The 12,720-nt window shown below is 69.2% G+C and carries 8 protein-coding genes and 1 pseudogene; 7 read left to right on the forward strand and 2 right to left on the reverse strand.

Features of this window, described 5'->3' with window-relative positions:
• Positions 1–299 (reverse strand): annotated as a pseudogene (locus ACFPMG_RS18995) (hypothetical protein); the annotation flags it as partial.
• 190 nt (positions 300–489) lie between these two features.
• Between ACFPMG_RS18995 and ACFPMG_RS19000 the strand changes: the two are divergent.
• From ACFPMG_RS19000 to ACFPMG_RS19010, 3 genes are read left to right on the forward strand one after another with little or no spacing between them, the layout of a single operon-like run.
• Positions 490–885, forward strand: coding sequence for a VOC family protein (locus ACFPMG_RS19000; RefSeq protein WP_376996638.1), 396 nt, complete (start codon positions 490–492; stop codon positions 883–885).
• Positions 886–938: 53 nt separating this feature from the next.
• Positions 939–1,505: a Twin-arginine translocation pathway signal gene (locus tag ACFPMG_RS19005; protein WP_376996639.1), complete on the forward strand. Its 567-nt coding sequence runs from the start codon at positions 939–941 to the stop codon at positions 1,503–1,505.
• A gap of 28 nt (positions 1,506–1,533) precedes the next feature.
• Positions 1,534–3,105: a GMC family oxidoreductase gene (locus ACFPMG_RS19010; RefSeq protein WP_376996640.1), complete on the forward strand. Its 1,572-nt coding sequence runs from the start codon at positions 1,534–1,536 to the stop codon at positions 3,103–3,105.
• An 84-nt stretch (positions 3,106–3,189) separates the two neighbouring features.
• Here the strand turns inward: ACFPMG_RS19010 and ACFPMG_RS19015 are convergent, their stop codons facing one another.
• Entirely contained in the window at positions 3,190–3,582 is a 393-nt protein-coding gene (locus ACFPMG_RS19015; RefSeq protein WP_376996641.1) for a ribbon-helix-helix domain-containing protein, read from the reverse strand.
• A gap of 576 nt (positions 3,583–4,158) precedes the next feature.
• Between ACFPMG_RS19015 and glf the strand changes: the two genes are divergently transcribed.
• The 4 genes from glf (at position 4,159) to ACFPMG_RS19035 (ending at position 12,710) form a co-directional block, all read left to right on the forward strand.
• Positions 4,159–6,477: a UDP-galactopyranose mutase gene (gene glf / locus ACFPMG_RS19020; RefSeq protein WP_376996642.1), complete on the forward strand. Its 2,319-nt coding sequence runs from the start codon at positions 4,159–4,161 to the stop codon at positions 6,475–6,477.
• A 142-nt stretch (positions 6,478–6,619) separates the two neighbouring features.
• Positions 6,620–7,783 (forward strand): beta-glucosidase, encoded by a 1,164-nt coding sequence (locus ACFPMG_RS19025; protein WP_376996643.1) that lies wholly within the window; start codon positions 6,620–6,622, stop codon positions 7,781–7,783.
• Positions 7,780–9,546, forward strand: a complete 1,767-nt coding sequence (locus ACFPMG_RS19030; RefSeq protein WP_376996644.1) for an ABC transporter ATP-binding protein — start codon at positions 7,780–7,782, stop codon at positions 9,544–9,546. The genes ACFPMG_RS19025 and ACFPMG_RS19030 overlap by 4 nt, the downstream gene beginning before the upstream one ends.
• A 209-nt stretch (positions 9,547–9,755) precedes the next feature.
• Positions 9,756–12,710, forward strand: coding sequence for a PAS domain-containing protein (locus ACFPMG_RS19035; RefSeq protein ID WP_376996645.1), 2,955 nt, complete (start codon positions 9,756–9,758; stop codon positions 12,708–12,710).
• Positions 12,711–12,720: the final 10 nt, after the last annotated feature.

A 12,720-nucleotide genomic window follows, 5' to 3' on the forward strand; every position in this document is an offset into this window, starting at 1 on the left:
GCGGCGCCGCCGGCCGGCGCGCCCGCCGCGACGGCCCCCGTCGCCCCCACCGCCCCGCCGGCCAGACAGCCGAGCGTCAGCCCCGCCACCGTGTGCCGGTTCTGGTACAGCAGGGCGCCGCCGAGGATGATCGCGCGCTCCGCCCCGTCGCGCAGCCCACCCGCGCTGTCGGACAGCCAGCCACGCCACTCCGCCCGCCCCTCCGATGTTGGCGACGCGGCCTGGGTCACCGGTGCGGCCATAAGCACCAGCGTGGCGAGGCCCGCCGCGGCGACGGTTCGGCCCATCCCGTGTCGCATGGCAATCTCCTTTTCGAGGCCATGAGGATACGCCATCACGGCCCAAGAGCCGTCCCGGAAGGAGGGAGAAAAACCACCATCGGGGCTACCCCCTTCGCGTCCGGCCTGTAGTAGATACTTACTGCCACACCAACAATCCGTCCAACTAACATTCATGCTGGAGTCACCAACCGGAACGGAGCCAGCCCCCATGGCCAAGGCCATCCACATGATGATCCGGGTCCTCGACGAGGAGCGGTCGCGGGACTTCTACGCCCGCGCGTTCGGCCTGGAAATCGCCGACCGCTACGCCTTCGACGGCTTCACCCTGGTCTATCTGCGCAACGCCGAAAACGACTTCGAGATCGAGCTGACCATCAACCACGGCCGCAGCGAACCCTACGCCCACGGCGACGGCTACGGCCATCTGGCCGTCTGCGTCGATGATCTGGACGGGGAGCACCGGCGCTTCACCGCGCTCGGCTACAGCCCCAACCCGATCAAGGAGTTCGCGCGGGACGGCGCGCTGATGGCCCGCTTCTTCTTCGTCCAGGACCCCGACGGCTACAAGATCGAGGTCCTGCAGCGCCACGGCCGCTACCGCTGACACAGGCGCGGCCCCCTCGAAGCAAAAATCATAATCGGTCTTGGGAGGAAGCCATGCGTTCTCCGACGAGCACAACAGCAAAACCCGCCCCGAATTCCACCATGCACCGGCGCGCCTTCCTGGCGGCCTCGGCCACCGCCGCCGCGGCGACGGCCATCCTGGTGTCGGGCGGGGCGATCCTCTGCCCGCGCGAGGCCTGGGGGTACGAAACCAAGGCGCTGGCGCCCGACACCATGCGCTCGCTGATCCGGGTGTCGCGGGACATCTACCCGCACGACCGGCTCGCCGACCGCTTCTACGCCGTCGCCATGAAGGCGCAGGACGAGAAGGCCGCCGCCGACGCCGCGCTCAAGGAGCTGTACGAGTCCGGCATGGCGAAGCTCGACCGGCTGGCCAAGGCCAAGCACGACGCGCCCTACGCGGAGGTCGGCTGGGAGGCCGACCGGGTCCGCCTGCTGCACGAGATCGAGGCCGATCCCTTCTTCCAGACGGTGCGCGGCGGGCTGGTCACCGGGATCTACAACAACCAGGAGGTCTGGCCGCTCTTCGGCTACGAGGGCGAGAGCGCGGCCAAGGGCGGCTACATCGACCGCGGATTCAACGACATCGAGTGGCTCTGACCACCGTCTCAGGAAGGATGTTTCAGCCATGGCAGCGAAATTCGACCTGAACGACGACAGCGTCGTGGTGATCGTGGGCTCCGGGGCGGGCGGCGGCACGCTGGGCACCCAACTGGCGCTGAAGGGCATCAAGACGGTGATCCTGGAAGCCGGCGGCCGCCACAACATGGAGGATTTCCAGAACGACGAATGGGCCAGCTTCGCCCAGATCTCCTGGCTCGACCCGCGCACCACCTCGGGAAGCTGGCGGGTGTCGCGCGACTTCCCCGGCCTGCCGGCCTGGATCGTCAAGGCGGTCGGCGGCTCCACCGTGCATTGGGCGGGTGCGGCGCTGCGCTTCCAGCCGCACGAGTTCAAGACGCGCACCGCCTACGGCGAGGTCGCCGGCGCCAACCTGCTGGACTGGCCGATCACGCTGGAGGAGCTGGAGCCCTGGTACGCCAAGGCGGAGGACCGCATGGGCGTCACCCGCACCAACGGCATCCCCGGCCTGCCCGGCAACAACAACTTCAAGGTCCTGAAGGCCGGCGCCGACAAGATGGGCTACACGGAGTGCCACACCGGCAACATGGCCATCAACTCGGAGCCCCGCGACGGGCGCGGCTCCTGCCAGCAGATCGGCTTCTGCTTCCAGGGCTGCAAGTCCGGGGCGAAATGGTCGACCCTGATCGCCGAGATCCCCAAGGGCGAGGAGACCGGCAAGCTGGAGGTCCGCGCCAACGCCCAGGTGCTGAAGATCGAGCATGACGCCAAGGGCAAGGTGACCGGCGTCGTCTACGCCGACAAGGACGGGGCGATCCAGCGCCAGAAGGCCCGCATCGTCGCGGTGGCCGGCAACTCCATCGAAAGCCCCCGCCTGCTGCTGAACTCCGCATCCTCCCTGTTCCCGGACGGTCTCGCCAACTCCTCCGGCCAGGTGGGGCGGAACTACATGCGGCACATGACCGGCTCGGTCTACGGTGTGTTCGAGAAGCCGGTGCGCATGCACCGCGGCACCACCATGGCCGGCATCATCCGCGACGAGGCGAAGAACAAGCCCGACCGCGGCTTCGTCGGCGGGTACGAGATGGAAACCCTGTCGCTCGGCCTGCCCTTCATGGCCGCCTTCCTCGACCCCGGCGCCTGGGGGCGGGAATTCACCTCGGCGCTCGACGGCTACGACCATATGGCCGGCATGTGGCTGGTCGGCGAGGACATGCCACAGGAAAGCAACCGCATCACCCTGCACGCCGACAAGAAGGACAAGCACGGGATGCCCGTCCCCAACGTCCATTTCGACGACCACCCCAACGACGTCGCCATGCGCCAGCACGCCTACCGGCAGGGCATGGCCCTCTATGAGTCGGTGGGGGCGACCCGCAGCTTCCCGACGCCGCCCTACCCATCCACCCACAATCTGGGCACCAACCGGATGAGCGAGAAGGCGCGCGACGGCGTGGTGAACAAGTGGGGCCAGACCCACGACGTGGCGAACCTGTTCGTCTCCGACGGCTCGCAGTTCACCACGGGCGGGGCCGAAAATCCCACCCTGACCATCGTCGCGCTGGCGCTGCGGCAAGCCGACTACATCGCCGGCCAAATGGCCAAGAACGCGATCTGATCGCTGTTCTGTCCCATTATTCGGGACGCTTCGCGGATTACAGCCCCTCTCTTCCGGACGGAGGAGGGGGGCTCTCTTTTGCGCTCAGGCCGTCTCGCGTTCTTTTTCCGGAGTGGTGACGGCGGCCGGAATCCGCGCCGGAAGACCGGCGGCGGCCACCGCGGCGAAATCGGTGCGCGCCTCCCGCTCCAGCTCCTCCACGCAGGGGCGGTGGCCCTTCACTTCCTGGGCGTAGGTCAGGCAGGCGCAGCGCAGCAGGCCGGCGAAATTGCGCCGCTCCACCCCGCGGGCCAAGACTTCGTCGTGCAACTTTGACAAGAAGCGACCCAGAGAGACGCCCTGCATCGCCGCGATTTCCTCCAGCGCGTTCCAGAAGGCCGCTTCCAGACAGACGCTCGTGGAATGACCGCTGAGGCGGACCCGCCGGGTTACCATGCGGAAGCGCTCCGGGTCCTGACCGGCAAAAATTCGGCACATCCCTCGTCTCCTTCCAAACTTCCCCGACTCCTTGAATGCACTATGAACGGAAAATCCGTAATGCGCATTAATTTCCGAAAGACGGGACCCGCACAGGTCGAGTGAAGAGAGAGAAACATCACCGTATCCGCGCGCGTCGAAACGCACTGAAGACGCGCAGTCTTCCCCAGATACCACCCCCGCCCGCTGAAATATGCGCTTACCTCAGCCAACCCGACGCAAAAGAACGAGCGTTGAAAAATCGGGGAACCGTTTCCGCAGCGCATTTCTGTCACGGAACCCACCCCTGCCGACCACGTTATTGGTTTCCGGTTTTCGACGCCATTCCGCTGCGCCGCAAAAATCCACTGTATTCGTGGCGAATTCCCCGGCGGCAACCCGACGACACGTCATTGAAGAGAGGATGGAAACATGAGTTGGGCCGGCCAACACCAGTTCCCAATCGGCAGAAACCGAAAAAGAACACGTCCGACCGCCGACTCTCCACACTCCGAGTTCACCACCCAGCCCTCGCAAACCCTGATCTGCTTCTCGCATCTGCGCTGGAGCTTCGTTTATCAGCGTCCACAACATCTTATGTCGCGATTCGCGCGCGACCACCGCGTGCTGTTCGTCGAGGAGCCGATCCACAACGACACGCCCGAGCCCTGGCTGGACGTGCGCGAGGATGAGGGCGTCCTCGTTCTGGTGCCCCGCCTGCCCGCCGGCATGGACGGCGAGGCGGCCGTGACCGCCCAGCGCCAGCTGCTCGACCGCTATCTGGCCGAGGAGGGGGTGACCGATCCGATCCTCTGGTACTACACGCCGATGAGCCTCGGCCTGTCCGGCCATCTGCGCGGGGCGCTGGTGGTCTACGACTGCATGGACGAGCTGTCGGCCTTCCACGGCGCCCCGCCGGAGCTGGTCGAGCGCGAGCGTCAACTGATGGCGCGGGCCGACGTGGTGTTCACCGGCGGCGTCAGCCTCTACGAGGCCAAGCGCACCCTGCACCCCAACGCCCATGCCTTCCCCAGCAGCGTCGACGTCGCCCACTTCGCCGCCGCCCGCGGCATCGTCGAGGAGCCCGCCGATCAGGCGGCCATCCCCCACCCGCGGCTCGGCTTCTACGGCGTCATCGACGAGCGGCTGGACATCGCCCTGCTCGACGCCGCCGCCGCGGCCCGGCCCGACTGGCAGTTCGTCCTGGTCGGCCCGGTGGTGAAGATCGACCCGGCCGACCTGCCCCACCGTCCGAACATCCATTATCTCGGCCCGAAGAGCTACGACGACCTGCCACACTATCTGGCGGGCTGGGACGTCGCCCTGATGCCCTTCGCGCGCAACGAGTCCACCCGCTTCATCAGCCCGACCAAGACGCCGGAATATCTGGCCGCCGGGCGCCCGGTCGTCTCCACCTCGATCACCGACGTGGTGCGCGGCTATGGCGACAGCGGCGTCGTGCGCATCGCCGACGCGCCGGAGGATTTCGTCGCCGCCGTCGCGGCCGCCCTGGCCGACGCCGCCGACCCGGAACGGCTGCGCGCCACCGCCGACCATGTCCTGCGCGACATGTCCTGGGACAAGACCCAGGGCTGCATGAAGACGCTGATGGAGCAGGCCCGCCAGCGCGGGCGCGCCGCGCCGCCGGCCCATCGCCCGGCGTCGGCCATCCACCATCCGGCCATTCATCCGGCGAAGCACGTCAACGGGCGCGCCGCCGGCCGCCGTTCCGGCTTCGACTATCTGATCGTCGGGGCGGGCTTCGCCGGCAGCGTGCTGGCGGAGCGTCTGGCGGCGGGGCTGAACAAGCGCGTCCTGCTGATCGACCGGCGCCCGCACATCGGCGGCAACGCCTACGATCACTACGACGACGCGGGCGTGCTGATCCACCGCTACGGCCCGCACATCTTCCACACCAACGCCAAGCCGGTCGCCGACTATCTGTCGCGCTTCACCAAGTGGCGCCCCTACGAGCACCGCGTCCTGGCGCGGGTGGACGAGCGGCTCGTCCCCATCCCGATCAACCGGACGACGGTCAACCAACTGTATGGGCTGGACCTCGACGAGGCCGGCGTCGCCGCCTTCCTGAAGAGCCGCGCGGAACCGGCCGCCGACGTCCGCACCTCGGAGGACGTGGTGGTCGGCGCGGTCGGGCGGGAGCTGTACGAGAAGTTCTTCCGCGGCTACACCCGCAAGCAGTGGGGCCTCGACCCGTCGCAGCTCGACAAGGCGGTGACGGCGCGGGTGCCGACGCGAACCAACGACGACGACCGCTATTTCGGCGACAGCTTCCAGGCGATGCCGCTGAACGGCTACACGCGGATGTTCGAGAGCATGCTCGACCACCCGAACATCAAGGTGATGCTGAACACCGATTTCGACGACGTGCGCGACGAGATCGCCTATGACCGCATCGTCTTCACCGGCCCGATCGACGAGTATTTCGGCCACCGTTTCGGCAAGCTGCCCTACCGCTCCCTGACCTTCCGGCACGAGACGGTCGACCGGGAGTGGTTCCAACCAGTCGCCGTGGTGAACGAGCCGTCGGAGGGGGTGCCCTACACCCGCGTCACCGAGTACAAGCACCTGACCGGGCAGCGGCACCCGAAGACCAGCATCACCTACGAGTACCCTTCCGCTCAGGGCGATCCCTACTACCCGATCCCCCGTCCGGAGAACCAGGAGCTGTTCCGCAAGTACCAGGCGCTGGCCGACAACACGCCGGACGTGATCTTCCTGGGCCGGCTCGGCACCTACCGCTACTACAACATGGATCAGGTGGTGGCGCAGGCTCTGGCGGTCTACGCCCGCCTGGAGAAGGAGGAGCAGCAGAGCCGCGGTCTCGCCGCCGCCGCGCGGGCCTTCGGCTCGCTGGGCGCGGAGCGGGAGGTGCGGGTCGCGGGGATGGGGGATTAGGCGCACCCTTGCCCCCACCCCGGCCCTCCCCCGCTCTCGCAGGGGAGGGAGCTTAATCCCCTCCCCTGCGAGAGCGGGGGAGGGTTAGGGAGGGGGCAAGACTCCGCACACCTCGAACGCCAAAAAAACACAGAGCACCCCCATGCACACCCCCACACTGTTCGACAGCGTCTTCCTCGGCGGCTTCGAATGCTCGACGCACCGGCGGCATGACGGGCGCCGGTTGGACCTGATCGCGGCGACCGGCCACGACCGGCTGGCCGCGCAGGACTATCAACGCATGGCCGCGCACGGCCTGCGCAGCGTGCGCGACGGCGTGCGCTGGCACCTCATCGAGACCACGCCGGGCCACTACGACTGGTCCAGCCTGCTGCCCATGGTCCGGGCGGCGCGGGAGTCCGGGGTCCAGGTGATCTGGGACCTCTGCCATTACGGCTGGCCGGACGACATCGACATCTGGCGCCCCGCCTTCGTGGAGCGCTTCGCCCGCTTCGCCGGGTCCGCCGCCGCCCTGCTGCGCGACGAGGGCGTGACGGCGCCAGCCTACTGCCCAGTCAATGAAATCTCCTACTGGGCCTGGGCCGGCGGCGACATGAAGCGCTTCAACCCGATGGCCGAGCGCCGCGGGGCCGAACTCAAGCACCAGCTCGTCCGCGCCAGCATCGCGGCCATCGACGCGATCCGCGCCGCCGACCCGCGCGCCCGCATCGTCCAGGTCGATCCGGTCATCAACGTGCTGCCCCGCCCCGACCGCAAGGGCGACGCCGGGGCCGCGGAGGAGGCCCGGCTGGCCCAGTACGAGGCGTGGGACATGATCGGCGGCCACGCCTGGCCGGGGCTGGGCGGCAAGCCGGAGTATCTGGACGTCATCGGGGTCAACTACTACTCCGACAACCAGTGGTTCCTGAAGGGCGGCACCATCGGGCGCGACGACCCGCGCTACCGTCCCTTCGCCGACATCCTGGCGGAGGTGCACCGGCGCTACGGCCGCCCGGTCCTGGTGGCCGAGACCGGCGCCGAGAGCGACGCCCGCGTGCCCTGGCTCGACTATGTGACGGGGGAGGTGATCACGGCCTTGAAGGCCGATGTGCCGGTGGAGGGCGTCTGCCTCTACCCGATCCTCGACTATCCCGGCTGGGCCAACGACCGCCATTGCGAGACCGGGCTCTACGGCCTGTGCGACGAGGATGGCGGGCGCTGCCTGTATCAGCCGCTGGCCGCCGCCCTGGAGCGCGCTCAGGCCCGCGTCGGCGCGCTGCTCGGCCAGCCGCAGTTCGGCCGGCCGGAACTCCAGGCGGCTCAATGAGCGGTTCCAACACGGACACCATCCCGGACCGTCCCGGCCGCTTCCTGCTGCGCTACATCCGGCGGCGGCCCTGGTCCTTCGGCGGGCTGTTCTCGGTGATCGTGGCGGCGGCGGGCTGCGCGGTCGCCGTGCAGTACGGGATGAAGCTGCTGATCGACGCCATGGCCTCCCCCGACCGGGCGGCGGCGGACGTCTGGACTCCGCTCGGGCTCTTCCTGGGCTTCATCGCGGCGGAGAATGTGCTGTGGCGGCTGGGCGGCTGGCTCGGCTGCCGGACGGTGCTGGCGACCGGCGTCGACATGCGGCTGGACCTGTTCCGGCACCTGACCGGCCATTCGATGCGCTACTTCTCGGAGCATCTGGCCGGGTCGCTCGGCAACCGCATCGCCGCCACCGAGAACGCCGCCACCACCATCTTCCGCACCCTGACCTGGAGCATCGTCCCGCCGGTCACCGATTTCCTGGGGGCGGTGCTGGTGCTGCTGACCATCCATTGGGGGATGGCGGCGGCGCTGGTGATGTTCGCCGTGGTGGTCGCCGTCGCCATCGTCGGGCTGGGGCTGCGCGGGCGGACGGTGCACCACGCCTTCGCCGAGCAATCCGCCCGCACCAACGGCGAACTGGTCGACGTGGTGTCCAACGTCTGGACGGTGAAGGCCTTCTCCGCCCGCGGGCGGGAGCGCGAGCGCCTGCGGCAGGCCTTCACGGTGGAGGCCGGGGCGCACCGCCGCAGTTGGATGCATCTGGAGAAGACCCGCGTCGTCCATGACATCTGCCTGTGGGTGATGGCCGGGTCGATGCTGCTGTGGGCGCTGCTGCTGTGGCGGGACGGCACGATCACCACCGGCGACGTGGTGATCGTCAGCGCCCTGACCTTCCGCATCCTGCACGGCTCCCGCGACCTCGCCTTCGCGCTGGTCACCGCCACCCAGCAGGTCAGCGCCATCGACGAAAGCCTGCGGGTGATCGCCCGCCCGCACGACGTGCTCGACCCCGCGCCGGCCGAGCCCGCCAAGCCCGGAGGCGGCGCCATCGCCTTCGAGCGGGTCTCCTACCGCTATCCCGAAGGGCGCAAGGTGCTGGAGGATTTCAGCCTGATCATCCCGGCCGGGCAGAAGGTCGGGCTGGTCGGGCCGTCGGGGGCCGGCAAGTCCACCATCATCAGCCTGATCCAGCGGCTGGACGACGTGCAGCGCGGCGACATTCTCATCGACGGCCAGCCGCTGACCGCGCTCGCCCAGGACGACCTGCGGGCCAAGATCGCCGTGGTGCCGCAGGACATCGCGCTGTTCCACCGCCCGATCTTGGAGAACATCCGCTACGGCCGCCCCGACGCCAGCGACGAGGAGGTGTTCGAGGCCGCCCGCCACGCCTACTGCGACGCCTTCATCCGCCAGTTGCCGGAGGGCTACGGCACGCTGGTCGGCGAACGCGGCGTGCGGCTGTCGGGCGGGCAACGGCAGCGGCTGGGCATCGCCCGCGCCTTCCTGAAGAACGCGCCGATCCTGATCCTCGACGAGGCGACCTCCGCCCTCGACACCCAGTCGGAGCAGGAGATCCAGGCGGCGCTGGCCGATCTGGCCCAGGGGCGGACGGTGGTCGCGGTGGCGCACCGCCTGTCCACCGTGTCGGCCTTCGACCGCGTCCTGGTCCTGGTGGACGGCCGCATCGCCGAGGACGGCCACCCCACGGAGCTGCGGCGGCGCGGCGGACTTTTCAACTCCCTGTGGCAACTCCAGGCGCAGGGCTTCGCGGCGGAGTAGATGACGGCCTCCGCACCGTGGCGCGGAGGCCGCATCAGCCGGAACGGTTAGGGAAAACGGCCCTTCGACGAGCTATCTTTCCGGGCGTTGTGTGTTAAGACACCAGACGCAACCTCGCCTCGGCCCGAAAGCTCGATGAAAGCCACGACCGACGATAGCAGCCCCGGAATTCAAACCCCCATACCGAGCAAAACCCGCGGAGCCGTCGCATGACGGATCTGCCGGTGCTCGGTGGCGACCTGGATTTCCTGTCCGGCGGGGGCGAGATGGGAGAGCGGATGCGCTCCCACGACTGGGCGTCCACGGCGCTCGGACCGCCGGAGGGCTGGCCGCAGAGCCTGCGCACCATCGTCAGCGTCGTCCTGTCCTCCCGGCAGGCCATGTTCGTGGCCTGGGGGCCGGAGCTGTCTTTCCTCTACAACGACGGCTACGTGCCGATCTTCGGAGCCAAGCATCCGGAAGCGCTCGGCCGTCCCTTCGCCGAGGTGTGGTGGGACATCTGGCCCCAGATCAAGCCGCTGGTCGACCGCACGCTGTCCGGCGAGGCGTCCTGGTACGAGGATCTGCTGATCCCGATGGAGCGCCGGGGCTTCCGCGAGGACGCCTGGTTCACCTTCTCCTACACCCCGGTGCGGGGCGAGGACGGGCGCATCCCGGGGATGTTCTGCGCCGCCATCGAGACGACCTCGCAGGTGCTCGCCGCCCGGCGCACCGACTTCCATCTGAAGCTGGAGGCCCGGCTGCGCCAGCTCTCCAACCCGTTCGCGGTGGCCGCGGCGGCGGAGGAGGCTCTGGGCCGTCATCTGGGGGTCAGCCGCGTCGGTTACGGCGTGGTGGACGAAACCGCCCGTTTCTTCACGACGGAGCGGAACTGGACCGACGGCAGCGTCGACCATCAGGCCGGCACCCATGACCTGCTGAGCTTCGGGCCGGAGCTTCTGGACACGCTGCGCAGCGGCGGGACGCTGACCATCCACGACGCCGCTACGGACCCGCGCTGCGCTGCGCCGGACCGTCAGGCCGCCTTCGCCGGGCTGAACATCGCCTCCGCCATCACCACCAGCCTGGTGAAGAACGGGCGGATGGTCGCCGCCCTTTACGTCCATGACCGGAAGCCCCGGCACTGGCACCCGGATGAGGTGCGGCTGGTGGAGGAGGTGGCGGAGCGCACATGGTCGGCTCTGGAGCGCGCCCAGGCGGAGGAATCGCTGCACCATGCCAACGCCCGGCTGGCCGCGGAGGGGGAGCAGATGCGCGCCCTCTTCCGGCAGTCGCCCAACTTCATGTGCGTGCTGCGCGGCCCGGACCATGTGTTCGAACTGGCCAACGACTCCTACCGGCAACTGGTCGGCAACCGCCCCCTGATCGGCAAGCCGGTGCACGAGGCCATGCCGGAGGTCGCCGGGCAGGGCTTCTTCGAGCTGCTGGGCCGCGTGTACGACGGCGGGAAGCCCTTCGTCGGGCACGCCCTGCCGGTGCGCGTCGCCCGCCACCCCGGCGCGCCGGCGGAGGAACGCTTCATCACCTTCATCTACCAGCCGATCAAGGACGCCGTCGGGCGGGTGACCGGGATCTTCTGCGAAGGCAGCGACGTCACCGAGGCCAAGCGGGCCGAGGACGCGCTGCGCGTCCTGAACGCAACGCTGGAGCAGCGCGTCGCCGAACGCACCGCCGACCGCGACCGCATGTGGCGCCTGTCCACCGACGTCATGCTGGTGGCGCGCTTCGACGGCACCATCCACGCCGTCAATCCGGCCTGGACCAGCCTGCTGGGCTGGACGGAAGAAGAGCTGGCGGCGCGCAACTTCTTCGACTTCGTGCATCCCGACGATCTGGAGCGCACGCGGGCCGAGGCGGCGCGGCTGGGCGCCGGTCACACCACGCCGCGCTTCGAGAACCGCTACCGCCACAAGGACGGGCGTTATCTCTGGCTGTCCTGGGTCGCCGTGCCGGACGACCGCTTCATCCACGCCGTGGGCCGCGACATCACCGCCCAGAAGGAGGCCGACGCCGCCCTGCGGCAAACCGAGGACCAGCTTCGCCAGGCCCAGAAGATGGAGGCGGTCGGCCAGTTGACCGGCGGCGTGGCCCACGACTTCAACAATCTGCTCCAGGCGCTGGAAGGCTGCCTGTCGATGATCGGGCGCCGCACCGGGGAGCCGCAGGTCCATGCCCTGCTCGACGCCGGGCAGCAGGCGGTGGGGCGCGGGGCCAAGCTGGTGCAGCAGCTCATGGCCTTCGCCCGGCGCGACAGCCTGCGCCCGGAATCCATCGGCGTGCGCGACCGGGTGCTCGCCATGTCGGCCCTGCTGGAGCGGGCGCTGCGCGCCGACATCGCGCTGGACCTCCGCCTCGGCGACGATCTCTGGCCCGTCGAGGTCGACCCGACCCAGTTCGAGCTGGCGGTCATCAACCTCGCCGTCAACGCGCGCGACGCCATGCCGTCCGGCGGGCAACTGACGGTGGAGGCGGTCAACAGCGTGTTTGCGCCCGGCGATCCGCGGGGGGTGGAGGGCGAATTCCTGCACCTGTCGGTGTCGGACACCGGCTCCGGCATGCCCGCCGCGGTGGCCGCCCGCGCCTTCGAGCCATTCTTCACGACCAAGGACCTCGGCAAGGGGACGGGGCTGGGGCTGGCCCAGGTCTACGGCCTCGCCCGGCAGGCCGGCGGCACCGCCTGGATCGACAGCGCGCCGGACCACGGCACGACGGTCCATCTGCTGCTTCGGCGCTCCGGCGTGGCTCCGGCGGTGGAGCCCGCCCTTCCCGCCGCCATCGTGCCGCCGTCGGTTGGCGCACGGCGCCACGGCCGCGTCCTCGTGGTGGAGGATGATCCCATCGTCGCCATGACCGTCAGCACCGCGCTGGAGGACGCCGGGTTCGCCGTGCTGTCCGCCGCAAACGCCGAGGAGGCGCTGCCCCATCTGGCGGACGACGGGGTCGACGTGCTGCTGAGCGACGTGGTGATGCCCGGTGGAATGAGCGGCATCGACCTGGCCCGCGAAGCCCGCGAGCGGCGACCGAGCCTGCCGGTCATCCTGGCGACCGGCTACAGCGAGGACATCGCCCGCGCCACCGGCATCCCGGTGCTGGCCAAGCCCTACCGGATCGACGAGCTGGTCGGGCGGATCGACGCGATCCTGATGGGCCAAGCAGAGAAGTAAAAAGGTCGGG

The sequence above is a fragment of the Azospirillum himalayense genome, assembly GCF_042657465.1.
GTDB classification, from domain to species: domain Bacteria; phylum Pseudomonadota; class Alphaproteobacteria; order Azospirillales; family Azospirillaceae; genus Azospirillum; species Azospirillum himalayense.